20 protein-coding genes and 1 tRNA gene are annotated in these 23554 nt (G+C 54.2%); 14 read left to right on the plus strand and 7 right to left on the minus strand.

The features are described from left to right. Nucleotides 1-78 precede the first annotated feature (78 nt). Nucleotides 79-1536 (plus strand): NAD-dependent succinate-semialdehyde dehydrogenase, encoded by a 1458-nt coding sequence (locus CPA45_RS08065; protein ID WP_096651052.1) that lies wholly within the window; start codon nucleotides 79-81, stop codon nucleotides 1534-1536. Between the two features lie 158 nt (nucleotides 1537-1694). Here the strand turns inward: CPA45_RS08065 and CPA45_RS08070 are convergent. Continuing rightward, a tRNA-Arg gene (locus CPA45_RS08070) sits at nucleotides 1695-1771 on the minus strand. Nucleotides 1772-1915: 144 nt separating this feature from the next. Here CPA45_RS08070 and CPA45_RS08075 point away from each other — a divergent pair. Beyond that, nucleotides 1916-2911, plus strand: coding sequence for a TRAP transporter substrate-binding protein (locus CPA45_RS08075; RefSeq protein WP_096651053.1), 996 nt, complete (start codon nucleotides 1916-1918; stop codon nucleotides 2909-2911). Nucleotides 2912-3034: 123 nt separating this feature from the next. Next, nucleotides 3035-3982, plus strand: a complete 948-nt coding sequence (locus tag CPA45_RS08080; RefSeq protein WP_096651054.1) for a LysR family transcriptional regulator — start codon at nucleotides 3035-3037, stop codon at nucleotides 3980-3982. A gap of 35 nt (nucleotides 3983-4017) precedes the next feature. On the opposite strand, the gene CPA45_RS08085 is transcribed toward CPA45_RS08080, so the two are convergent. After that, nucleotides 4018-5409, minus strand: coding sequence for an FAD-binding oxidoreductase (locus CPA45_RS08085; RefSeq protein ID WP_096651055.1), 1392 nt, complete (start codon nucleotides 5407-5409; stop codon nucleotides 4018-4020). Between the two features lie 292 nt (nucleotides 5410-5701). On the opposite strand from CPA45_RS08085, the gene CPA45_RS08090 reads away from it, so the two are divergent. From CPA45_RS08090 to CPA45_RS08100, 3 genes are read left to right on the plus strand one after another with little or no spacing between them, the layout of a single operon-like run. Further along, nucleotides 5702-6742 carry a TRAP transporter substrate-binding protein gene (locus CPA45_RS08090; RefSeq protein ID WP_096651056.1) on the plus strand — a complete coding sequence of 347 codons (1041 nt, stop codon included), beginning with the start codon at nucleotides 5702-5704 and terminating at the stop codon, nucleotides 6740-6742. Next, complete coding sequence (locus CPA45_RS08095) at nucleotides 6742-7266, plus strand: TRAP transporter small permease (RefSeq protein ID WP_078089362.1); 525 nt, start codon at nucleotides 6742-6744, stop codon at nucleotides 7264-7266. Before CPA45_RS08090 ends, CPA45_RS08095 begins: the two co-directional genes overlap by 1 nt. After that, nucleotides 7263-8525, plus strand: a complete 1263-nt coding sequence (locus tag CPA45_RS08100) for a TRAP transporter large permease (RefSeq protein WP_096651057.1) — start codon at nucleotides 7263-7265, stop codon at nucleotides 8523-8525. The genes CPA45_RS08095 and CPA45_RS08100 overlap by 4 nt, the downstream gene beginning before the upstream one ends. A 93-nt stretch (nucleotides 8526-8618) precedes the next feature. Here CPA45_RS08100 and CPA45_RS08105 read toward each other — a convergent pair whose 3' ends face one another. Together CPA45_RS08105 and CPA45_RS22820 are read right to left on the minus strand one after the other, a co-directional pair. Further along, nucleotides 8619-9671: a GlxA family transcriptional regulator gene (locus tag CPA45_RS08105; RefSeq protein ID WP_096651058.1), complete on the minus strand. Its 1053-nt coding sequence runs from the start codon at nucleotides 9669-9671 to the stop codon at nucleotides 8619-8621. Between the two features lie 685 nt (nucleotides 9672-10356). Continuing rightward, a complete protein-coding gene (locus CPA45_RS22820) occupies nucleotides 10357-10500 on the minus strand; it encodes a hypothetical protein (RefSeq protein ID WP_165771525.1) in 144 nt (47 codons plus the stop codon). Between the two features lie 24 nt (nucleotides 10501-10524). On the opposite strand from CPA45_RS22820, the gene dctP reads away from it, so the two are divergent. The 3 genes from dctP (at nucleotide 10525) to CPA45_RS08125 (ending at nucleotide 13408) form a co-directional block, all read left to right on the plus strand. Beyond that, entirely contained in the window at nucleotides 10525-11550 is a 1026-nt protein-coding gene (dctP, locus tag CPA45_RS08115) for a TRAP transporter substrate-binding protein DctP (RefSeq protein WP_096651060.1), read from the plus strand. A gap of 68 nt (nucleotides 11551-11618) precedes the next feature. Continuing rightward, nucleotides 11619-12125: a TRAP transporter small permease gene (locus CPA45_RS08120; protein WP_096651061.1), complete on the plus strand. Its 507-nt coding sequence runs from the start codon at nucleotides 11619-11621 to the stop codon at nucleotides 12123-12125. Further along, entirely contained in the window at nucleotides 12125-13408 is a 1284-nt protein-coding gene (locus CPA45_RS08125) for a TRAP transporter large permease (protein ID WP_096651062.1), read from the plus strand. The genes CPA45_RS08120 and CPA45_RS08125 overlap by 1 nt, the downstream gene beginning before the upstream one ends. Nucleotides 13409-13510: 102 nt before the next feature. Here the strand turns inward: CPA45_RS08125 and CPA45_RS08130 are convergent, their stop codons facing one another. Continuing rightward, nucleotides 13511-14566: a substrate-binding domain-containing protein gene (locus CPA45_RS08130; RefSeq protein ID WP_096651063.1), complete on the minus strand. Its 1056-nt coding sequence runs from the start codon at nucleotides 14564-14566 to the stop codon at nucleotides 13511-13513. Nucleotides 14567-14695: 129 nt separating this feature from the next. Here CPA45_RS08130 and CPA45_RS08135 point away from each other — a divergent pair, with 129 nt between their 5' ends. From CPA45_RS08135 to CPA45_RS08155, 5 genes are read left to right on the plus strand one after another with little or no spacing between them, the layout of a single operon-like run. Continuing rightward, on the plus strand, nucleotides 14696-15190 hold the full coding sequence (locus tag CPA45_RS08135) for a formate dehydrogenase subunit gamma (RefSeq protein WP_096651064.1): 495 nt from the start codon (nucleotides 14696-14698) through the stop codon (nucleotides 15188-15190). After that, nucleotides 15187-16743 carry a formate dehydrogenase beta subunit gene (locus CPA45_RS08140; RefSeq protein WP_096651065.1) on the plus strand — a complete coding sequence of 519 codons (1557 nt, stop codon included), beginning with the start codon at nucleotides 15187-15189 and terminating at the stop codon, nucleotides 16741-16743. The genes CPA45_RS08135 and CPA45_RS08140 overlap by 4 nt, the downstream gene beginning before the upstream one ends. Next, nucleotides 16740-19625, plus strand: coding sequence for a formate dehydrogenase subunit alpha (gene fdhF / locus CPA45_RS08145; protein WP_096651066.1), 2886 nt, complete (start codon nucleotides 16740-16742; stop codon nucleotides 19623-19625). Before CPA45_RS08140 ends, fdhF begins: the two co-directional genes overlap by 4 nt. Then, on the plus strand, nucleotides 19622-20449 hold the full coding sequence (fdhD, locus tag CPA45_RS08150; protein ID WP_096651067.1) for a formate dehydrogenase accessory sulfurtransferase FdhD: 828 nt from the start codon (nucleotides 19622-19624) through the stop codon (nucleotides 20447-20449). The genes fdhF and fdhD overlap by 4 nt, the downstream gene beginning before the upstream one ends. 10 nt (nucleotides 20450-20459) lie before the next feature. Then, nucleotides 20460-20705: a formate dehydrogenase subunit delta gene (locus CPA45_RS08155; protein ID WP_096651068.1), complete on the plus strand. Its 246-nt coding sequence runs from the start codon at nucleotides 20460-20462 to the stop codon at nucleotides 20703-20705. Between the two features lie 97 nt (nucleotides 20706-20802). Here CPA45_RS08155 and CPA45_RS08160 read toward each other — a convergent pair whose 3' ends face one another. Next, complete coding sequence (locus CPA45_RS08160; RefSeq protein WP_096651069.1) at nucleotides 20803-22584, minus strand: methyl-accepting chemotaxis protein; 1782 nt, start codon at nucleotides 22582-22584, stop codon at nucleotides 20803-20805. A gap of 309 nt (nucleotides 22585-22893) precedes the next feature. Beyond that, nucleotides 22894-23526: an urease accessory protein UreG gene (gene ureG, locus CPA45_RS08165; RefSeq protein ID WP_096651070.1), complete on the minus strand. Its 633-nt coding sequence runs from the start codon at nucleotides 23524-23526 to the stop codon at nucleotides 22894-22896. Nucleotides 23527-23554: the final 28 nt, after the last annotated feature.

Consider the following 23554-nt stretch of genomic DNA (forward strand, 5'->3'; position numbering starts at 1 on the left):
GTTTCTGTGAGTTAGCGGCCACTGCTTCCGGCAGTGGAAACAACATAAATAATATGAATTTCCGTATAAGGACCCAATATGAAGCTGCAAGACCCGAATCTTCTGAAGAGTCAATGTTACATCGATAGCGTCTGGGTTAATGCCGATAATGACCAAACTATTTCTGTCACTGACCCAGCCACTGGAGAAACTATTACTAGCGTACCTAAGTGCGGTAGTAATGAGACCCGCCGTGCAGTTGACGCTGCGGAGTTAGCTTTCCAGGACTGGCATAAGAAAACCGCCAAAGAGCGGTCAGTGCTGCTGCGCCGTTGGTACGAGCTAATGATAGAGCATAAGGAAGACCTAGCTCTAATTATGACACGCGAGCAGGGCAAGCCCTTAACCGAGGCACGTGGTGAAATTGACTATGCTGCCAGCTACATTGAGTGGTTTGCCGAAGAAACCCGACGCGTCTATGGTGAAACTATTCCATCGCCTTGGGAGTCGGCACGCCTGCTCGTATTGCGCCAGCCCATCGGCGTTGCAGCTGCGATTACGCCATGGAACTTCCCTGCAGCAATGATCACCCGCAAGGCCGCTCCAGCACTCGGCGCCGGTTGTACCATTGTGGTCAAGCCCGCTTCACAAACACCGCTTACAGCACTGGCAATAGCAGAACTGGCCCATCGCGCAGGTTTTCCCCCAGGCGTGTTTAATGTGGTCACTGGTTCAGCCGCCGATATTGGCGAAGAGCTCACCAGCAATCCAAAGGTGCGCAAACTTTCATTTACTGGCTCCACTGAGATAGGCTCACAGTTGATGAGTGAGTCCGCAGCTACCGTGAAGAAAGTGTCATTGGAATTAGGTGGAAATGCACCCTTCATCGTTTTTGATGATGCTGACCTTGATGCTGCAGTCGAAGGCGTGATCATCTCCAAGTATCGCAACACTGGACAAACGTGCGTGTGTGCCAACCGCATTTATGTGCATGATAAAGTCTACGATATATTCGCCAGTAAGCTTGCTGCAGCCGTCGCGAAACTTAAGGTTGGCCCTGGCACCGAAGACGGCGTGACTCAAGGACCTTTAATAGATATGAGAGCAGTTGATAAAATGGAGTCTCATATCAACGATGCCACTTCCAAAGGTGCCAAGGTTATTCTCGGCGGCAAACGTCACAAACTGGGCGGCAGCTTCTTTGAACCTACTATTCTCACTGGCGTGACTCAGCAAATGATGGTGGCACAAGACGAAACCTTTGGCCCACTAGCACCTTTGTTCCGCTTCGAGACTGAAGAAGAAGTTATCGCTCACGCCAACGATACACGTTTCGGCCTAGCGGCATACTTCTACAGTCGCGACATTGGCCGCATCTGGCGAGTGGGTGAAGCATTAGAGTATGGGATGGTTGGTCTTAACACTGGCCGTATATCTACTGAAGTGGCGCCATTCGGCGGAGTTAAAGCATCTGGTATAGGTCGCGAAGGCTCACGCCATGGCATGGATGAGTATTTGGAAATAAAATACTTTTGCATGGATGGTCTCGACCGATAGGAGAACGCTAAACGATTTGGCAGTATGGCTAACTGTCCGCTTTTTTGTGTCAGAACGCCTGATGCACTGCATCGGGCATATTGCACTTCAGAGCCCAAGTTAGCCACAGACAAAACAAAAAGGTCTGCGATTTCTCGCAGACCTTTTTTCGTTAATTTTGGCGCGCCCGGCAGGAATTGAACCTGCGACCTTCGGCTTCGGAGGCCGACACTCTATCCAACTGAGCTACGGGCGCTTTGGGTGCGTATCGTACCCGTGTGAGCGCGTTGTGTCCAGCTGTTGGGCGGTTTTACGCGGCGCTTCGATTGACCGTTTTCTACTGAGTGGTGCATGCTTTGGGAGCACTTCCGAACCTTAGTGAAACCGGGAACACAATAAAATGAAAACATTTGCACGAAACACGCTGGCACTGGGCATTTCACTGGCGCTGGTAAGCGCCGCGAATGCTGCTGATTTTGCTGATATGGACCCCGTAACCCTGCGTTTGGCCCATGTGGTTAACGAACAAGACGGCTTTCATATTGCAGCGGTTAAATTTCAAGAACTGGTTGCCGAGCGCACTGAAGGCGCGGTTACCGTGGATATCTACCCCAATGCATCCCTAGGCGACGAGCGTACGCTGCTGGAAGGTATGCAGATCGGCACGGTGGATATGGGGGTGATTACCAACGGTCCGGTGGCTAATTTTGTGGAAGAGATGGCAGTGTTTGAGCTGCCGTTCCTATTCCCTTCACCTGAAGCCGCTTATGGCGTGCTGGATGGCCCCATTGGCCAGGAGCTGCTGGATAAGTTGGCGGACGTGAACCTGAAAGGCATGGCCTACGCCGAACGCGGGTTTCGTAACCTGACCAATAGCGAGCGGGCAGTGAATGCACCGGAAGACCTGAACGGCCTGCGCATCCGCGTGATGGAAAACCCAGTATATACAGATACCTTCCGTGAGCTGGGCGCGAACGCCATCCCCATGGCATGGACAGAAGCGCTAACGGCCATGCAGCAGGGCACTATCGATGGCCAGGAAAACCCCGTAAACGTCATCCATTCGTTCAAGCTGGACGAAACCCAAAACTATATGACGCTGTCTCGCCATACCTATGCACCGGCGATTTTTGTGATGGGTATGCCCGCCTGGAACCAACTGCCAGAGCACGCCCAAGAGGTACTGCTTGAAGCCGCCCAAGAAGCCGCTGAGCACGAGCGCCAAGTGAATGCGGAAATGGAAGCCGAACAGTTGGCTGCACTGCGCGAAGCCGGTATGGAAATTAACGAAACACCTGATTTGGAAGCCTTCCAAGCTGCTGTGGTTCCAGTGTATGAGAAGTATGGCGAGCAGTTTGGTGATTATCTGACACGTATTCAGGAGGCGCTTGAGTAAACGGTCTTTGCTACCTGCCCGGCTTCCCGTAGCGTGAGGTTGGTTTGATTGAAGTGACCGAAAGCTGTTCGCGCAGTGTCAACATACTGCGTGAACAGCCTTTGCCAATAAGAGACCAGCCTGATGACTGAACCAACCAATATTAAGTTGGCAACGAGACTGCACAAGATAAATCTCAATTTATTATTGGTTTTTCATACGCTTTATTGGAAAAGAAGCTTAACCCTTACCGCAGAAGCGCTCTGCCTGAGCCAGCCAGCAGTTAGCCATTCGCTAAAGAAATTGCGCCTGTTGATGGATGACCCGCTATTTATTAAAACGCTGGATGGCATGCAGCCAACCCCGCTTGCCCGGCAGATGGATGCCGCTGTGGCCAAAGGATTGTTCTACTTCGATCAGGCTATTTACAGCAATAGCGAGTTTTCGCCTGCCACGTCGAAACGCGAGTTTCGCGTCAGTCTAGTGGACTATGTAAGCCAGCAGTTACAGCCTAAGCTCATTCAGCACTGTTTAACCCATGCGCCCGACTTATGCTTCAACATGTTGTCTACCCGCATAGCCAGTGCCGAAGATGCTCAGCACGCTATACAAGCCCACGATATCGACCTCGCCATGGTGCAGTTGGAAAGCTTGCCCCTCACCTCTTATCACGAATACCTGTTTGATGATGTGATTGGCTGTGTTGGTGATGCCACCCAGTACGGGGAGAGCAACACGATCACGCTTGACGCTTTTTTAAACGCCCCGCAAATTGCATTATCTCATCGCGAAGATAGCCCACTGTTAATCAATGAAAAGTTGAGAACACTGGGGTTAGAACGCAAAATCGTCGCCAAGACGCCCTATATCACTCCTCTTCAAGAGATACTGGTCTCGACGAATTTACTCTGCGTGGTGACTGAGAGTGCTGCCAAGGTGATTTGTCGCAATAATAGCCTGAAGTTCTACGCCCTGCCCCTGGATGTAGCGCCCTTTAAAGTATGCCTGTGCTGGGACGAAAGAAAGGATCACGACTCAGGCATACACTGGTTAAGATCGCTAATTAGGGAGCTGATAACACCCGCTCCCTAAAGGCTGGCGGTGCTTACTGACTTTTCAGGCAAACGCTAGTCCAGTGCTATCACCTTGCCGGGGTTCAATAGGCATTTGGGATCCAGCGCGGTTTTCAGGCGTTTCATTAAGGCGATCTCCTCACTGGTACGGGAAACCGACAGGTAGTCCTTCTTCTCAAGGCCAATACCGTGCTCTGCAGAAATAGACCCACCAAACGCTTTTAGAGGCGAATAGACAAGCTGTTCAACCTGGCGTCGGCTGTCCGGCCTATCGTCGCGCACCGTGATCATAATGTGTAAGTTACCATCACCAAGGTGGCCAAATACCACCATTTTTCCTGCTTGAGGCCACTGGGTTTTAAGGTTCTCTTCTAAAATATCGACATACGCTTCCATGCTGGGAATCGGCAGGCTGACATCGTAGGAGAACATTGGCTTCAGCTCGCTCACCAGTGCTTCGATATCTTCTCTTATGGCCCAGATGGACTGACGCTGGGCTTGCGAGCTCGCTAAGACCGCATCGGTGATCAAATCGGCCTCTAGCGCCTTTTGCAGCACTTGGGAAAAGCGTTCGGCGTCCTCAGCCTCATCCAGCCCCAGTGTTTCAATAATGGCGTAGAAGGGTGAGTCATCCGCTAGCACAGGCGCGTGCTTACCGCTTTCGGTGGTCATCAGTTTATAGTGATTATTCCACAGCGCTTCAAAGGCACTGAGGCTATTGGCTAGCTCACGAGAGACAAGATTCAGCAGCTGGGTCAGCGCATCGAAAGAGGGCACCGCAACTAATGCCGTTTGTTCGCTGGGCATGTGCGGCTGTAACCGTAGTACTGCACGGGTAACGATTCCCAGCGTACCTTCACTGCCAATAAACAGCTGCTTCAGGTCGTACCCTGCATTGTTTTTCAGCATTTTATTCAATGAACTCACCACGGTGCCGTCACTAAGTACAGCCTCTAACCCCAGCACCTGCTGGCGCATCATTCCGTAGCGTATTACCCGTATGCCACCGGCATTGGTGGCGATGTTGCCACCAATGGTGCAGGAACCTCTTGCCCCCAGGTCAAGTGGGAACTGCATATCGATCTCTTGCGCGGCTTCCTGTACGCGCTGCAGAGTCACCCCAGCTTGAACCTGAATAGTGGAGCCAACCGGGTCGATCTCCTCTATTTGGTTCATCAACTCCAGTGAAACGACGATTTCATCTGGGCTTGCCACACCGCCATGCACAATGCCGGTCATGCCGCCGTGTGTCACCACGGGTTGGTCGGCCTGATAGCACACAGCCATGACACTGCTCAGTTGCTCTGTGCTGCGCGGCCTGACAATCGCCTTAGCGCGACAAGGCGCCCCTGTAAACCAATCTACGCTGCGCTGCGAGACATCGTCACCAAGCAGTACCCCCGAAGGGCCGACGATTGCCAAAAGGTCGTTCAGCAACTTATCCATTTCTTATTCCTGTTTTAGCTGGCTACACCATTGGTCTAAGCATTTGGCTTTTTAAAAGCCCTGCAAAGCTTTCTCCAAAAGTGCGCAATTAAAAGTAACCGCTTGCAGGCTAGCGCCAACCGACAAATCACTCAAGCCCAAGATCTATAAAGATTTTTTGGATTAGCAGAGCGAATAATGGAATAAAAATAAGTAATTTGTCCCCTAGGGTTAATGTGATATAGATGAGCGTTAAGAAGATAATAAAACCACGCCTCACTATAATAAGAACCACTAATTCTTAGGAGATAATGTGAATAACTTTGCCCGCTTTACGCTGAACACTGTGACGAAATCGACACGCCAACTGAAACAGTTAACACTCCCCCTTATTGGTGTAGGCCTACTCAGTATTCCCCTTGCTGGACACGCGGAAGAGATAGCCCCTACCACGCTGCGTCTGGCCCATGTGGTGAATACGGAAGATACTTACCATATCGCTGCCGAGCGCTTCCAACAGCTGGTTAGCGAACATACCGATGGCGCGGTTACCGTGGAAATTTATCCGAATGCCTCACTGGGCGATGAGCGTACCTTGTTAGAGGGTATGCAGATCGGCACTGTGGATATGGGCGTTATCACCAACGGGCCGGTGGCTAACTTCGTCGATGAATTCTCCGTTTTTGAGCTGCCGTTTCTCTTTCCCAGCTCCGAAGCGGCCTATGCTGTGCTGGATGGTGAGATCGGCCAGGAAATCCTAGGCAAACTACAGGATGTGAACCTGAAGGGATTGGCATACGCTGAGCGTGGCTTTCGGAATATCACTAATAGCCAGCATGCGATCAATGTCCCTGAAGACCTTCAAGGCCTAAGGCTGCGAGTCATCGAAAATGAGGTTTATGTTGATACGTTCCGCGGGCTCGGTGCCAACGCTGTCCCCATGGCCTGGACAGAGACATTAACCGCCTTGCAGCAAGGCACTATTGATGGCCAGGAGAACCCGGTTAATGCTATTCATGCCTTTAACCTTGCGGAAACCCAGGACTACCTAACGATGACTCGGCATATTTATGCGCCAGCAACGTTTATCATGAGCCTCCCCACCTGGAACGGCCTCCAAGCAGAACTTCAGCCCATTGTGCTGGACGCCGCCAAACAAGCATCTGCATACGCAAGGGAGCAGAATGCTATTATGGAAGCCGAGCAACTGGCTGAACTTCGCGAGGCAGGCATGGAGATCAACGAAACTCCAGATATGGAAGCCTTCCAGACCGCCGTGGCACCAGTGTATGAGAAGTATGGCGAGCAGTTTGGTGATTACCTACCGCGCATTCAGGAGGCGCTAAATCAGTGATGGCGTTTGCACAGCCACTTTTAACACTGCTACAACGCATCGAACGCGGGCTGGATGCCATCATCCAGCCCGTGGTGTTTGCCGGCATGGCAGCTTTAATCGGTGTCATTACCCTGCAGATTGTTTCGCGCGTCTTTTTCAGCGCTGTTGGCTGGACAGAAGAGGTGGCACGCTTTCTGCTGGTATGGATTACGTTTCTCGCTAGTACGCTAGCCTTTCAGCGAGGGCGGCATATTGCCGTTACCTTTGCGGTGGATGCCCTTCCCCTGCCGTTACGCAAACTGGCCCGTTTGGCTGCACTGGCCGTGATGCTGGCCTTTATGGTGATGCTGATCATCATTGGCTATCGCTATATGCAGGTGCAGAGTTTTCAGAAGTCTGCCTCACTACGGCTCTCCATGACCTATGTTTATGCGGTGATTCCGCTCTCTTCCGCCATTATGGCGTGGTACGCCTTAGTGGATATGATTGAAGTGCTGATTAACGGTGAACCGACGGCTGCCGCCGAGGAGAAACCGCTATGACACTGGTACTGTTTGGGCTGTTTTTCCTATTCATGTTATTGGGTGTCCCCATCGCCTTTGCCATTGGCGCCAGCGCTCTTTATGCCTTACATCAATCTGGTGTGCCGCTGATGGTGGTCACCCAGCAGATGTTTCAGGGTATTAACTCCTTTGCCTTGGTCGCTATCCCGATGTTTATTCTGGCCGGGGATTTAATGGCCCAGGGTAAGGTGAGTGAGCGGCTGGTAAGCTTTGCCGACTCTCTAGTGGGCTTTATGCGCGGTGGGCTTTCGGTGGTGTCGGTGATGGCGGGGATGTTCTTTGCAGCTATTTCCGGTTCCGGTGCGGCCACCACAGCGGCTGTGGGTTCAAGTCTGGTACCTGAGCTTAAACGTAAGGGTTACGACCCAGCTTCGGCGGCAAGCCTAATCGCTGCCAGTGGCACCATTGGCGTGGTAATTCCCCCTTCGGTGCCGATGATTATCTACGCCGTCATTGCCCAGCAGTCGGTGTCCAAGCTGTTTTTGAATGGCTTTTTACCTGGGTTGGCAATGGGGCTAGGCTTAATGGCCATCGCGATTACTCAGGCGTATAAGCGCCAGTATCCCAAAGGTACGCCGCTATCCCTGGCAACTATTTGGCGCACACTGAAGGCGGCCAGTTGGGGCCTGATGACCCCGGTTATCATTTTAGGCGGCATCTTCTCAGGTATCTTCACACCATCCGAAGCGGCGGTTGTGGCGGTGAACTATGCGCTACTGGTCTCGCTGTTTGTATACCGTGATTTGACGCTGCCCCAGGTGTATAAGCTACTCATTCGCTCGGCGATGACCACAGCGGTGATTATGCTGGTGATTGCCATGTCGGCAGTGCTGAGCTGGACACTGTCTAGCTGGCAAGTGCCCGGCGCCATCGCCCAGTCGGTGCTGTCGCTTTCCACCAACCCTTACGTGATTATGCTGCTGGTGGTGGCAGTGATTCTGCTAACCGGGGTGTTTATCGAAACCGCTAGTGCGTTGATCATTCTCACCCCGGTGCTATTGCCGTTGGTGCTACAACTGGGGATCGACCCGATTCACTTCGGCTTGATTATTGTAGTGGGGCTTTCCATTGGCATGATTACTCCGCCGGTGGCAATCAACCTCTACGTGGCCTCGTCAGTAACCCAGCTGCCGCTGGAACGCATCACTCAAGCCATTATCCCCTATTTACTGGGGCTGATAGGGGTGCTGTTACTGGTGGTTTACGTGCCTATTTTATTGGGTTGGTCGGGCCGATAAACCAACGTTTACAATCCCCTCAAGAGAGCCTTATTGGCTCTCTTTTTTTCGGCAGCGCTTACTTATTCGCAACCTGTATTTCAAGTGATGAACTTACGCTGAATACTCACCAGTCTGGCACGACTTTCGAAACTGCCCTGGTGTTACTTCAAAAAGCTGGAAAAAGCAGTTACGAAAATGGGAGATACTGACAAAGCCGGTAGCAACTGCCACCTCGGCAACGGGCTTATTAGTTTGTTGGAGAAGCTGGCGCGCACGCGTTAGGCGAAGCTCCATATAGTATCGAGACGGGCTGGCGTTAACGTAGTTACAAAACAAGCGCTCCAGTTGGCGTCTGGAAATATTGACCCAGTTGGCTATCTCAGAGATGGAGAGAGGTTCCTCAATATTATTTTTCATTAACTGTAGCGATATTTTAAGCTTTTCTGGCAACGTATAATTTTGGTCAACTCGTAACGTTGAAATATCAGGAGAGTCCAGGCCTTTGTCACAGCTAAGCATCTCCTCAACCGCGCTGACCACTTCATTACCACAGTCCGACCTTACCATTTCAAGCATCATACTCAGAGAACTACTCGCCCCTGCGCAGCTGAGTCGATTACGATCTACAATAAAGCTCCGGCTCGATACCGATACATCCCAGAACTGCTCTGCCATCATCGCACGTCCGTCGGGATGATAAGCGCACTGGTAGCCGCTCAATAGCCCCGCTTCTGCTAGAAAATAGGCACCGTTCCATAATCCTCCTAGCACCACACCTTTGCTGTCAGCACTTCTCAGCTTGCTGCGGAGAAGATTAGTTGTTTTAGGTGGCACACGTAAACCGCCACATACAATAATTACATCGACTTGAAGGCTGGCAATATCGAACATTTTCAAAGACACATCCGTTGCCACCTCAATACCCAAGTCAGAAACTGTTGCACTTCCCTCGTTACCTACTACCAATACTTCATATAGTGTGGCCGACTTCATTAAATTCGTCGTAACCAGCGCATCCACAGCGCCAGTAAAAGCCATCATTGAAAAGTTCTCCAGTAGTACAAATGCAACTTTTTTACTTTTTTTAGTTATTACTGAAGTGCCAGCACTATAAACATAGGGCATGTTTTTATTTTTCAATACACTTGAAAATTTATCTTTCATCACTCACCCCAAGTATTTTATTATATAAACAGCCTTTATTATTAAACAACTCATTTCATATACTTTAAATCTCCAACCAGATACTTAAGAAGGGCCTAAACAAGTAGCGGTATGCGTCAATTCTCACTTGAGCCGACAAAAACCGAAAAATCAGACACTATTCTCCCGCTCTTTGTGCATTTCTTGGCCGTATCCCCACTCTTTGTGCGGAAAACGGACACAGTAAGCCTATGACTTTCTGTTGCTTGGAGTACAGCTTCTGTCGGGTGCTGAGCCACCTCGCACTATACCCATAAACGTCGTTGCAGTGCAGCGCTCTGCCAAGGGCGTGGTGCTCTAGCAAGATTTTGCGGCGGGCCTTTCTCTTCCTGCCCTGGTGTTCGGCTTCGATGTGATCCATGGCAACACTGAACCCTATGCGGCTGATGATGGCCTTCTTATCGCTGATGCCTAGGAGTTATTCAGAGCCTCCATGGCATTCGGCTAGCATCAACGATACTCACAAGACAAAATCAGGCAAAATAAATGCCAAAAAAGCAAAATGCACCAAAAAACCTCTTATCAAATAATTTCAAATCGTATCGTTAGCTGTGAAATCATTATAACAAGCATCATATGCTTAACTGGCAGCTCCCTATCTCCTAAGCTCCCTATCTCCTAAAATGGCGTTTAAGAAAACCACTTCTCATATAGCAGAAATTTCATACGGCTTACCCACAACTATTTCACTAAAACTCATTCCTTTTTTTAAAGATGTCGCCATCCAATCCATAAATGTCGCAACAGCAACCTTTTTAATAATGAAACCTGATTCAAGATAAAGATCCACTTCGCTCCTCTGAGAAACATCGTTATGAACAATTCCAAAAGAAAAAAGTTCACTCTCTCTATATCTACTTTATTATCATTAACGTTTATTGGAGGTGCACAAGCAGATAATATCTCTCTAAAGTTTCATAGTGGACTTTCTCAATCCCGCCCCGAAGCAGAGCAGATTGATAAATTCGCTAGCCTAGTGAGCGAAAAATCAGGTGGTGAGCTTGAAATTGAAGTCTATCATGCGGGCGCTTTAGGCTTAAAAGAAGCCGACATGCTTAGGATATTGCAGCAAGGCATGGTCGATATGGCGCTACTGTATGGTGAATATTACACCCGTGATGCACCTTCTTTGGCCTCTGTATACGCTCAGGGCGCTATTACAGAGTCTTCGCAACATGATGAAATTCTTGATGTGATAAGAGAGCTCTATGAGGACGGCTTCTCAAACTGGAATATCCAAATCGTTGGTGGCGTTGTTGCTCCTATTTTCGATGTAGGTTTACACTGCAAAGAGCCGGTTCACTCCCTGGCAGACCTACAGGGTAAGAAAGTCCGCGTCTGGTCCAGGCATCTTGTGGATACCTTTGAATTGCTGGACGTTTCAGCTCAAGTCATCCCTCAAAATGATATGTACATGGCGCTTCAAACAGGTGTTGTAGACTGTGCCTACTACCTATCTACCGTGGCCCCTACTGTTTCGCTTCAAGAAGTCACCAAGTACGAATCTTACTTACATCCTTGGGCAGCCTCGCCTTGGCTTTTCGGTATCAGCGAAAGAGCGCTATCCCGTCTTAACAATAATCAGCGCCAAGCTCTGGAAGAAGCGGGTGAAGAGATTTGGAACGAGACCCGTGCCACTGCAGTAGATCCAGAGCGTGAGGCGCAGGCACGCCAAGTGCGCGAAGAACTGGGAATCGTCATGCTTCCCGATTTCTCGGACGATGATGTCGAAACATTCGTTGGAGCTGCCTGGCAGGCGTGGAAAACCATGGCAGAAAACGCCGGAGAGGACGGTACACGCTACTACAACACGGTGACCCAAGTAATTTCCGAAGAGTAAAAGGGTATTTAAACCAACCTTAGAAAAGAGCCAATTTTTCTTGGCTCTTTTTTTGGAGTTAAACCGTGATGATTAAAAGAGTCAACAATATCCTTAATAATATCGCTTACCTCTCATTTTTACTTGGCGTAGCCAGTGGAATTGCGATGACATCACTTATATTTGTCAGCACATTAATGCGCTATTTAGGTGGTCGCCCTTTACGATTTTCTGATGAACTAGCAGGTTTATTATTCTTAACTCTAACCTTTCTCTGCCTACCTTACGTGCTTAATAAAGGTCGCCACATACGCATAGAGATACTCGTTAGTCTAATGCCAAAGAGTATCGTCAACATAATGGATTTTATCGCCGTTATCGTGCTGCTTACGTTCTGCTCTATATTCGCCTACGAGTCCTGGAACTTCATGCACTTCTCACTCTCGCTAAGCTCGCGTACTGATATAAGCGGCATACTTCTATGGCCTTGGATGAGCATTATGACATTTTCAATGGTGCTTTGTATTTTGATTCAGCTAAGCCATGGTTTTACACAACCAACCGCCAATGTAACTTCAACTGAGGATGTAATCTAATGAGTTGGTTACTTTTAAGCGGAAGTTTGGTTTTATTTCTTACCAGCGGTGCGATTTTAGGCGCTGCGTTAGGTCTTACAGGCCTATTCCTACTCTATTTTCAAGCAAACGGCGCCACACCCTTAGCGATTAATGCTACCTGGAATATGCTGACGGACTTTACACTAAGTGCGGTTCCACTATTCATATTTTTAGGTGAAATACTTCTTGCAAGCGGTGTATCCAGACGCGTCTACAACGGCTTAACCCCTATGTTCGCGCGTGTTCCCGGACAGTTACTCCATACCAACATCGCAGTCTGCACGCTGTTTGGTGCGGTGAGCGGTTCCAGCACATCCACAGCCGCTGCCATAGGTGCGGTTGGCTACCCAGAGCTTAAAAATAGAGGATATAACCCAAACGTTGTGGTCGGCACACTGGCTGCCGGCGGTACACTTGGGCTCCTCATTCCTCCTAGCTTGGCCCTTATCATTTACGGCGCCACTCAAAATGTATCCATCGGGAAACTCTTTATCGCGGGTATGCTCCCTGGCTTATTGATCGCTCTAGCCTTTTCTACCTGGATCATTATTCGCTCTAAAATTGGAGAGCCTGTCACACCGACGTTCAAGGAAAAAGTTTCACTCTCGCATATTGTGCACGGATTAAAAGAGATCTGGCCCTTACCTGTGCTCATTTTTTTCGTGCTCGGAACTATTTACATGGGTATTGCAACCCCCACAGAGTCCGCTGCTCTTGGCGTTGTGGCCAGCATTATTCTAGGACTAACGTGGGGCGATTTAAACTTAAAGCGCCTTTGGCAGGCATTTAAACATGCGTCTATCATGTTTACCGCTATTGGTATGATTCTAATTGGCACGGTTATCCTTTCTCAAGCGGTCAGCCTGTTAGGTATTCCCCGTGCAGCGGTAGAAACCATTGGCAACTTTGGTCTAGGCCCTTATGGCATCTTATTGATGATCGTTATCGTTTATATAGTTCTGGGATGCTTTTTTGATGGTATTTCACTGCTGTTAATGACACTGCCTATTACTTTTCCGATGATAACAAGCTTAGGATTTGATCCCATTTGGTTTGGTATCATTGTTACTCTACTTATTGAGATTGGCATGATAACGCCTCCTGTAGGGCTTAACCTGTTTGTCTTATCATCCATCTCTAAAAATGAAGTGGACTTAACCGCTGCCGCAAAAGCCTCACTCCCTTATTGGCTTATTTTATTAGGGGCAGTGGGACTGTTCACACTCTTCCCCAGTATCATCCTGTGGTTCACTCATTACTGAAAAGCATGAGGGCCCTCTCACCTTGAAGAACGCCCCACTCTTTAGTTAAAGAGTGGGGCGTTTACGTTATTGGCTGGTTTATTACGTGAATGAATGTAGCCCCTATAAAAAGCTGCCGATCTCGATCACGCTGCCACACTGGCTGGGGCTATAGCCCGGCAGCCCCTGCACCGCCTTTTGAAAGGCAACACTGCGCAATACCTGCAAAAAGTCGTCAAATTTAGGCTCTTTCAGAGCGCGTTTGTTGCAGGCCAGCAAATAGTCTTCCGTGGCCAGCGGCACAAAACCAAGCCCAAACCGCTGCGCGGCGGCTTCGACACCAAAGCCTGCATCCGCCATTCCCGCCGCCACATAAGCCGCTACCGCCGAGTGGGTGTACTCCTCAATCTCGTAACCGTTCACGTTGGATGACACAATACCCGCCTCATCCAGAAGGCTATCCAGCAGTTCCCGGGTGCCCGACGACGCCTGACGGTTGATAAACGTGATCTGTCTTTCGGCCAGTGCGGCAACACCATCAATGCCCAACGGGTTACCCGGCGCCACCATTAACCCCTGTTGGCGGGCGATAAACCCCACCAGCCGCTGATAGCGTGGCTTGAGCAGGCGGCGGTATTTGCGCCGCGCCTTTTCACCTACTGTCCCCCGGGGCAGATGGCAACCCGCCAGATCGCAGCCATTGCGGTTAAGGGCCGCCAGCGCCTCCAGCGGGCTGCAGTACTGCAGATCAAGCTGCAGCTCGCCCAAATGCTGCGGCAGCAGCTCTATCGCAAAACCGTGGCTGGCGTGGAGGCGCAGTACCGGGTGCACGCCTTCCTGGTGCTGCTGAATGGCAAGATTCAGCTCTGAGCTCAGGCTATCAAGCTGCGGGCTTAGCCGGGCGGTGGCGCGCTGCTCAGCCCACAGCAGCTTCTCACCCAGCGTCGATAACCGCGCCCCGCGCCCTCGCGCCATTTCTACCAAAGTGACACCAAAAAACTCCCCGCCCTGGTGCAGTAAATTCCACGCGTGACGATAGGAAATACCCGCCTCTTCGGCGGCATGGGTCAACTTGCCGTGGCGATGAACCGCGCCCAGCAGGCTCAGAAGGTGGGTATCGAGCCGATGCCCCTCTTCATCGCTAAAGCACCAGGTGGGCGTTACCTTGATCCGTTTCATAGGCACACTATTTCATATTTTTAAGTCGATAACTTGATGCTAGCGTTGTCTTAACCGTGATGCACGTCTTTTTAAATATGAAAAGCAGTGCATATTTAAAACACAATAAGCAGTCGTGAGGAGGGCATCATGAACCATTCCCAGAAGTGGGCGCCGCAGGCAATTCAGGCCGAGGTCGACGCTCTGAAACACAAGCCCGGCGCCCTACTGCCGATCCTCCACGCCCTTCAGGATCGTCTCGGCTTCATCCCAGAGGCAGCGGTGCCGATCATCGCCGATGCCCTCCACCAGAGCCGTGCCGAGGTGCACGGTGTCATCAGCTTCTACCACCACTTTCGCACCACGCCGCCGGGGCGCCACGTCGTACAGATCTGCCGCGCTGAGGCGTGTCAGTCGGTAGGGGCGCGCCAGCTCGAAGCCCACGCCAAGGCGCGTTTGGGGGTCGACTACCATCAGACCACGCCAGATCGCGAAATCACCCTCGAAGCCGTTTACTGCCTGGGCAACTGCGCCTGCGGCCCATCGATCCGCGTGGACGACAGCATACGCGGCCGCGTTACCCCAGAAGCCTTCGATGCGCTAGTGGATGAATTGCAAACACGGCCGTTGGAGGTGATGGGATGAGCATCCGCGTTTATGTACCCCGGGATACCACCGCGCTTTCACTGGGCGCCGATACGGTCGCCCGCCGACTGGAGAGGGAGGCAGCCGCACGCGGATACCCCATTACGCTGGTGCGCAATGGCTCTCGTGGGCTGAGCTGGCTTGAGCCGCTGGTGGAAGTCGACACCCCCATCGGCCGGTTCGCTTACGGCCCGGTAGCCCCCAGCGATGTCACCGCGCTGCTCGATAGCGGCCTGCTGGAAGGCAGCGTCAGCCACCCACTGGCGCTGGGCCCCACGGAAGACATTGACTACCTCGCCCGCCAGCAGCGGCTGACCTTCGCGCGTATCGGTATTACTGACCCGCTGTCGATTGACGACTATCGCGCCCATAACGGTTTTTGCGGCTTGGAGTCTGCTCTGCAACGCGAGCCCCAGGATATCGTCGAGGAAGTCAAAGCTTCCGGCCTGCGCGGGCGCGGCGGGGCCGCTTTCCCGACCGGCATCAAGTGGCAGACCGTGCTCGACACACCCGCCGACCAGAAATATATCGTCTGCAATGCCGACGAGGGCGATTCCGGCACCTTCGCCGACCGGCTGGCCATGGAGTGCGACCCGTACATGCTGATTGAGGGGATGGCCATCGCCGGGCTTGCCGTTGAGGCAACCCAGGGCTACATCTACCTGCGCTCCGAATACCCACTGGCGAAACAGGTGCTCGACGAAGCCATTGCCCGCACCGAGCAGGCCGGTTACCTGGGCGACAATCTTTGTGGCAGTGGCCGTACCTTCCACCTGGAAGTGCGCCTCGGTGCCGGTGCCTATATCTGCGGTGAAGAAACCTCGCTACTTGAAAGCCTCGAAGGCAAGCGGGGCCTGGTGCGTTTCAAGCCGCCGCTGCCCGCCATCGAAGGGCTGTTTGGCCGTCCAACGGTGGTCAATAACGTGCTCTCGTTGGCCGCCGTGCCGTTCATTCTGGCCGAAGGTGCCGAGGCCTACGCCAATCACGGCATGGGCCGCTCCCGGGGCACGTTGGCTCTCCAGCTGGCGGGCAACGTCAAGCGTGGCGGCCTGGTGGAGCTGGCCTTTGGCACCACCCTGCGCACGCTGATGGAGGAGTTTGGCGGCGGTACGCGCACCGGCAAGCCCTTGCGCGCCGTTCAGGTGGGCGGGCCGCTGTGCGCCTACCTGCCCGAAAGCCAGTGGGATATGCCGCTGGATTACGAAACCTTCGCCGAGGTGGGCGCAGGCGTCGGCCATGGAGGCGTGGTGATGTTCGACGACAGCGTCGACATGGCCGAACAGGCGCGCTTTTCGATGGAGTTCTGCAAGGTGGAGTCCTGCGGCAAGTGTACGCCCTGCCGAATCGGCTCGACCCGAGGTGTGGAGGTGATCGACCGTATCCGCGCCAACGACAACCGCGAAGCCAACCTCACTCTACTCCACGATCTCTGCGAAACGATGGTGGATGGCTCACTCTGCGCCATGGGCGGCATGACCCCCTTCCCGGTGCAGAGCGCGCTCAAACACTTCCCCGACGACTTCCAGCGGGCGGCGAACGGAGACAGATCATGATTGAACATTACGATCCACGGCGTCAGGCCAACCGCGTCGATTTTTCCAAGGACTATGGCACGCCCTCCCCCTCACCGGGCGCCGCCACCGTCAACCTGGAGATCGACGGCGTTCCCGTCAGCGTACCGGAGGGCACCTCGGTACTGCGCGCGGCGGCGCTGGCGGATATCAACATTCCCAAACTGTGCGCCACCGACAGCCTGGAAGCCTTTGGCTCCTGTCGGCTGTGCGCCGTGCAGGTAGAGGGACGCCGGGGCTTTCCCGCCTCCTGCACCACGCCGGTGGTGGAAGGCATGAAGGTCATCACCCAGAATGAGCGGCTGGCCAAGCTACGCCGCAACGTGATGGAGCTGTACATCTCCGACCACCCGCTGGACTGCCTGACCTGCCCCGCCAACGGCGACTGCGAGCTACAGGACATGGCCGGTAGCGTGGGGTTGCGCGAGGTGCGCTACGGGTTCGAGGGCGAGAACCACCTCAAGGCGACCAAGGACGAATCCAACCCCTACTTCACCTTCGATGCCAGCAAGTGCATCCTCTGCTCGCGCTGCGTGCGCGCCTGCGACGAAGTGCAGGGCACCTTCGCCCTGACCATCGACGGCCGCGGGTTCGACTCCACCGTATCGGCGGGCCAGAACGACGCCTTCATGGACTCGGACTGCGTCTCCTGCGGCGCCTGCGTGCAGGCCTGCCCCACCGCCACGCTGATGGAAAAAAGCGTGATCGACCACGGCGTGCCGGATCGCAGCGTGGTGACCACCTGCGCCTACTGCGGCGTGGGCTGCTCGTTTGAAGCCCAGATGAAGGGCGACAAACTGGTGCGCATGGTGCCCTACAAGGGCGGCGACGCCAATCACGGCCACTCCTGCGTGAAGGGGCGCTTTGCCTTCGGCTACGCCACCCACCCGGACCGCCTGACCACGCCGATGATTCGCGACAGCATCGACCAGCCCTGGCGGGAAGTCAGCTGGGAAGAAGCCATCGCCTTTGCCGCCCGCCGCCTGAAAGCGATTCAGGCCGAACACGGCCGCGAGAGCATTGGCGGGATTACCTCATCGCGCTGCACCAACGAAGAGACCTATCTGGTGCAGAAGCTGATCCGTGCGGCGTTTGGCAACAACAACACCGACACCTGCGCGCGGGTCTGCCACTCGCCTACCGGCTACGGGCTGAAGACCACGCTGGGCGAGTCGGCGGGTACCCAGACGTTTGATTCGGTGATGAAGGCTGACGCGATCATCGTGATCGGTGCCAACCCCACCGACGCCCACCCGGTGTTCGGCTCGATGATGCGCAAGCGCCTGCGTCAGGGGGCGAAGCTGATCGTCGCCGACCCGCGCCGCATCGACCTGTTGAAAACACCCCACCTGAACGAGGCCCAGCACCTGCCGCTGCGCCCGGGCACCAACGTGGCGCTGGTCAACGCCCTGGGCCACGTGGTGGTGACGGAAGGTCTGGAAGACAAAGCGTTCGTCGCCAAGCGCTGCGACACCGATGCCTACAACCGCTGGCGTGAGTTCATTGCTGAACCGCGCCACTCCCCGGAGGCCAGCGAAGCCATTACCGGCGTTGCCGCCGAGGCCGTGCGTCAGGCAGCACGCACTTATGCCACGGCAGGCAACGGTGCCATCTACTACGGCCTGGGCGTCACCGAGCACAGCCAGGGCTCCACCATGGTGATGGGCATTGCCAACCTGGCCCTGGCCACCGGCAACATTGGCCGCGAGGGCGTGGGCGTGAACCCGCTACGCGGCCAGAACAACGTCCAGGGTTCCTGTGACATGGGCTCCTTCCCCCACGAGCTGCCGGGCTACCAGCATGTGGCCGACCCCGTCGCCCGGGGCCGCTTCGAGGCCGTGTGGGGCGTGACACTCGACGACGAGCCGGGCCTGCGCATTCCCAACATGTTCGACGCTGCCATCGAAGGAACCTTTAAAGCACTTTATGTGCAGGGTGAAGATATCGCCCAGTCCGACCCCAACACCCAGCACGTCGAGGCGGCGCTCACGTCGCTGGAGTGCCTGATCGTGCAGGATATTTTCCTCAACGAAACGGCCAAGTTCGCCCACGTGCTGCTGCCCGGTTCAAGCTTTTTGGAGAAGAATGGCACCTTCACCAACGCCGAACGGCGCATCAACCGGGTACGCAAGGTAACGCCCCCGGTGGCTGGCAAGGAGGACTGGGAAATCACCCAGGATCTGGCCAACGCGCTGGGCTACCCGATGCACTATACCCATCCCACCGAGATCATGGACGAGATCGCCCAGTTGACGCCAAGCTTCGCGGGCGTCAGCTACGCCAAACTGGAGGAGCGCGGCAGCCTGCAGTGGCCCTGCAACGCCGAGTACCCGCTGGGCATGCCGACCATGCACGAGGTTGAGTTCCCTATCGGGCTGGGGCGCTTTGCGATTACCGAGTACGTGGCCACCGAAGAGCGCGCCAACCGCCGCTTCCCGCTGCTGCTCACCACCGGGCGGATTCTTAGCCAGTACAACGTGGGCGCCCAGACCCGGCGAACCGACAACCAGCGCTGGCACGACGAGGACGTGCTGGAACTGCACCCATCCGATGCGGAACTGCGCGGCGTGCGTGACGGCGACTGGCTGGGCATCACCAGTCGTTCGGGCCAGACAGTCCTGCGCGCACGGCTCAGTGAGCGCATGCAGCCCGGGGTGGTCTACACCACCTTCCACCACCCTGGCAGCGGCGCCAACGTCATCACCACGGACAACTCGGACTGGGCCACCAACTGCCCGGAGTACAAGGTCACGGCGGTGCAGGCGGAGAAAGTCAGCCAGCCCTCCGCCTGGCAGCAACGCTTTAACACGTTCGATCTGATCCAGCGTGACCACCTGGCCAACGCGCATCAGGAGGCGCCATGAGCACCCACAACACCCTTGATGTAGTAGCGCGCCAGCCGGTGGAGGTGCGCCGGGGCGCCAACGGCTGGTACACCGATACCCAGCAGGATCGACTGGCCCTGGAAAGGCCAGTGGCACTGGTCTACAACGGCATCTCCCACGCCGTGATGATGGCCAGCCCCGCCGACCTCGAGGAGTTTGCCCTGGGCTTCAGCCTTTCCGAAGGCATTCTGGCCAATATCGATGAGTGCTACGACCTCGATATCCACGCAGCGCCCCAAGGCCTCACCGTTCAGCTCACCATTGCCAGTCAGCGGATGGCCGAACTCAAACAGCGGCGGAGAAGCCTGACAGGACGCACCGGCTGCGGCCTGTGCGGCACCGAAGCGCTGGAGCAGGCCATTCGTCCGATTCCCTCTGTCGTGGCACCGTCGCTTAGCGATGCCGCCATTCAGCGCTCCCTGCAGGAACTGACCACCCACCAGCCGCTGCAGGCAGCCACTGGCGCAAGCCACGGTGCTGCCTGGTGCGATGCTCAAGGGCGCATCCAACGGCTGCGCGAAGATGTGGGTCGCCATAACGCCCTGGACAAACTGATTGGTGCCCTTGCCCGCGAGGCCCTGCCCCTCGGTGAGGGGTTCGCGCTGGTCACCAGCCGCGCCAGCTACGAGATGGTGCATAAATGTGCCAGTGCCGGTATTGGCGCCCTGGTGGCGGTCTCGGCGGCCACGGCCCTGGCAGTGGAACAGGCCCAGGCGTCAGGGCTGCTGCTCGCTGGCTTTGCTCGGCCCGGTCGCCATTTGATCTACCACCGACCCGCCACGGCGGCAATGGCCACGGCTTAGGAGATACACCATGTCATCGCACCACGATACTCACCTGATTCACATGACCAACCAGATCGCCGCTAACCTGGGCGGCGGTCGCGATGAAGAAACAGCGGCAGCGGCTACCTGCCGTCACCTGGAAACCTTCTGGGCACGCTCCATGAAGCACCGCCTGGTCGCCACACTGGAACACGAGGATACCGCGCTTTCACCACTGGCAAAGCGCGCCGTCACCTTGCTGGCGGAAAGAGTTGCCCAGCGCCATAGAGGATAATCATCACTGACGTTAACGCAACGGGGCTTGCCATCTGGCAAGCCCCGTTTTATACCCATCTCATCAGTGCTGATATCAGCCGCACTGCTTGTCAGCGTTAGAACTCTTCCCACTCATCTACGGCATACTTCGCCGGTGAGGGCTGTGATGAGGCGTGAGATGAAAGCGCAGGGCGCTTCAGACCGCTAGTACTGCTACGCTGTTGAGGGGCTGGCGATGCTAGTGCTTCGTGCTGCGGAGTGGGCTCATCGTCACCAAGCACGAAGGAATTAATCAGCTCATTTAGGTGCTCTGCATGGCGGCGCATATCGGCGGCGGCGGTGGTGGACTCCTGCACCATGGTAGCGTTCTGCTGGGTCATGGTGTCCATTTCTGCTACCGCGGTATTGATCTGGCCGATACCGCTGCTTTGCTCTTTGGCTCCGGCGCTAATCTCGCCAATTACATCGGTAACCTTGGCAACACTTTCTACGATGTCGCGCATAGTAGCCCCTGCGGTGCGCACTAACTCAGCACCGGTGTAGGTGTGCTGCACCGAGCTATCGATTAGTCCACGAATCTCTTTAGAGGCATCGCTGGAGCGACTTGCCAAGCTGCGCACCTCTTGGGCAACTACTGCAAAACCACGCCCATGCTCACCGGCTCTTGCGGCTTCAACCGACGCGTTGAGCGCCAGGATGTTGGTTTGAAAAGCAATCGCGTCGATCATCGAAATAATCTCGCTGATACGCGTGGCCGAATCGTTTATATCGCGCATCGTGCGCTCAACCTGGCCCATCGCCTCTTCCCCCTGATGGGCTACTTCAGCGGTGGATTGCACCAGCTTGTTGGCCTGTTGGGCATTATCCGCACTATGGTTCACCGTGGATGTAATCTCTTCCATGGACGCCGAGGTTTCTTGCAGATTAGCGGCTGCCTGCTCTGTGCGGGTGGCCAGCTCTTCTGAGCTATGAGAGATTTCCCCTGCCGAGTGGTAAACACTGATAGTACTGCGGCGTACATCACGCAGGGTCTCCTGCATACGCTCCACAAAAGCATTGAACTGAACCGCAAGGTTGCCCACTTCATCGTTGCTTTCAATGGCTAAACGGCGGGTAAGGTCACCTCGCCCCTGGGCAATATCAGACATAGCACTCGCGGTGCGCTTTATAGGCCCTACCGTGCGGCGTACAAAGCCGTAGGAGAGTAACGCTACTACCGCAAAGAGAGCGATACCCAGCAGCGCTGTATAGAGTATCGATTGGCGCAAACCAGTAGTAGCGGTAACTTCAAGTTCGGCGACGGCGGTATCCACATCGGTAACGTAAACACCCGCGCCAATCAGCCAGCCCCATTTTTCAAGGGTGTCGACGAAAGAGTGCTTAGGTTCAATGTTACGCGAGCCTGGGTACTCCCATAAATAGTTGTAAAAGCCGCCCCCTTCCTGCGCCAATTGGATAATCTCACGAATGAGATAGGTACCATCGGGGGTTCTCACATCGATCATATTGGTGCCTTCCCGCTCTGGCGCGGGAGCCGTGACGATATTGTTACCCTCGAAATCGTAGATAAAAATGTAGTTATTGTCTTCAAAACGCATGGAGCGCACCAGCTCCGCTACCTGCTGTTTTGCAGCCTCATCGTTAGCACCTGCACGGTCATAAATAGGCGCGATGGCAGTAGTCGCCATTTGCACAACATCACGCACAGCGTTACGGCGCTCGTTAATCAGTAGTTCACGCTGTGAAGCAAGTGTGTTGCGGGTATCTTGGGTTCGGTTGTAAGTATCAAACACCACCAGAGCAACCGTCACTAATAGTAGTGGGAGCAACACAAGCGTGAGCACTTTTGCTTGTAGCCCAAACGTTCTCCCAGAGGAAGTCGGGAAAGAAGTAGCCATGGGGTCGGTTTCCAATGCAGTCGTAAGAGTTTTAATAGTTGTATGCTTTAGACATCGGCTAAAAGTGTGCCAACTTTAGCCACTTCTTCTGCTTTTTTACTTATTGAACAGACGATTACCCATGTATTAGCATCATTGATAACATAGGTTAATGTCATCAATGACCTATCGGTTCATTGTAGGGGAGTGGGGGCCAGGGATGGTCCGTTTTAGCAGGATGCTAGCCACGCCCTTCTGCTGCCCTGACCGTTTCCCGCCTGGTCAGGGCATCTTTTTTATAGCAGCTTTTCGGGAAGCGGCTTATCGCACTTAGGCTGTCGTAGCCTGCGGCCGACGCTCATCTAACATGCCTTTATCGAGAATAAAGCGGATAATCTCTTCAAGACCAACGCCGTCGTACAGGTTGGTGAATACAAAGGGACGCTCGCCGCGCATTTTCTTCGAGTCACGCTCCATCACTTCAAGGGATGCATGCACCTGTTCGGCAATATCAATCTTATTGATAATCAGCAGGTCCGACTTTGTGATGCCTGGCCCACCTTTACGGGGGATCTTATCGCCTGCAGAGACATCGATCACGTAAAGCGTTAGGTCTGAAAGTTCGGGGCTGAACGTCGCGGAGAGGTTGTCACCCCCGGACTCCACCAGCACCAGCTCTAGCTTTGGGTGGCGGGCGTGCAGTTCATCGATGGCCGCCAGGTTCATTGAGGCGTCTTCACGGATGGCCGTATGCGGGCAGCCGCCGGTTTCCACGCCAAGGATACGGTCAGCGGGCAGCGCATCGTGTTTGAGCAGGAAGTCAGCATCTTCGCGGGTATAGATATCGTTGGTTACTACTGCAATATCGTAGTAATCCCGCAGCGCCGAGCAGAGCTGTTTGAGCAGTGCAGTTTTGCCGGAACCAACCGGGCCACCCACACCCACACGTAAACAATGCGTCATGTCTCTCTCCTAAATCGTTGCTTACTTA

It is taken from the genome of Vreelandella nigrificans, from assembly GCF_002374315.1.
Taxonomy (GTDB): Bacteria; Pseudomonadota; Gammaproteobacteria; order Pseudomonadales; family Halomonadaceae; genus Vreelandella; species Vreelandella nigrificans.

Excerpts from the sequence above, each read along its gene's own strand:
- CPA45_RS08155 (WP_096651068.1), top strand. The coding sequence starts at position 20,460 with ATGTCATCGCACCACGATACTCACCTGATTCACATGACCAACCAGATC.
- CPA45_RS08140 (WP_096651065.1), top strand. The coding sequence starts at position 15,187 with ATGAGCATCCGCGTTTATGTACCCCGGGATACCACCGCGCTTTCACTG.
- CPA45_RS08075 (WP_096651053.1), top strand. The coding sequence starts at position 1,916 with ATGAAAACATTTGCACGAAACACGCTGGCACTGGGCATTTCACTGGCG.
- fdhD (WP_096651067.1), top strand. The coding sequence starts at position 19,622 with ATGAGCACCCACAACACCCTTGATGTAGTAGCGCGCCAGCCGGTGGAG.
- CPA45_RS08160 (WP_096651069.1), bottom strand. The coding sequence starts at position 22,584 with ATGGCTACTTCTTTCCCGACTTCCTCTGGGAGAACGTTTGGGCTACAA.
- CPA45_RS08135 (WP_096651064.1), top strand. The coding sequence starts at position 14,696 with ATGAACCATTCCCAGAAGTGGGCGCCGCAGGCAATTCAGGCCGAGGTC.
- CPA45_RS08120 (WP_096651061.1), top strand. The coding sequence starts at position 11,619 with ATGATTAAAAGAGTCAACAATATCCTTAATAATATCGCTTACCTCTCA.
- CPA45_RS08080 (WP_096651054.1), top strand. The coding sequence starts at position 3,035 with ATGACTGAACCAACCAATATTAAGTTGGCAACGAGACTGCACAAGATA.
- fdhF (WP_096651066.1), top strand. The coding sequence starts at position 16,740 with ATGATTGAACATTACGATCCACGGCGTCAGGCCAACCGCGTCGATTTT.
- ureG (WP_096651070.1), bottom strand. The coding sequence starts at position 23,526 with ATGACGCATTGTTTACGTGTGGGTGTGGGTGGCCCGGTTGGTTCCGGC.
- CPA45_RS08085 (WP_096651055.1), bottom strand. The coding sequence starts at position 5,409 with ATGGATAAGTTGCTGAACGACCTTTTGGCAATCGTCGGCCCTTCGGGG.
- CPA45_RS08100 (WP_096651057.1), top strand. The coding sequence starts at position 7,263 with ATGACACTGGTACTGTTTGGGCTGTTTTTCCTATTCATGTTATTGGGT.
- CPA45_RS08095 (WP_078089362.1), top strand. The coding sequence starts at position 6,742 with ATGGCGTTTGCACAGCCACTTTTAACACTGCTACAACGCATCGAACGC.
- CPA45_RS08130 (WP_096651063.1), bottom strand. The coding sequence starts at position 14,566 with ATGAAACGGATCAAGGTAACGCCCACCTGGTGCTTTAGCGATGAAGAG.
- CPA45_RS08065 (WP_096651052.1), top strand. The coding sequence starts at position 79 with ATGAAGCTGCAAGACCCGAATCTTCTGAAGAGTCAATGTTACATCGAT.
- CPA45_RS08105 (WP_096651058.1), bottom strand. The coding sequence starts at position 9,671 with ATGAAAGATAAATTTTCAAGTGTATTGAAAAATAAAAACATGCCCTAT.
- CPA45_RS08125 (WP_096651062.1), top strand. The coding sequence starts at position 12,125 with ATGAGTTGGTTACTTTTAAGCGGAAGTTTGGTTTTATTTCTTACCAGC.
- dctP (WP_096651060.1), top strand. The coding sequence starts at position 10,525 with ATGAACAATTCCAAAAGAAAAAAGTTCACTCTCTCTATATCTACTTTA.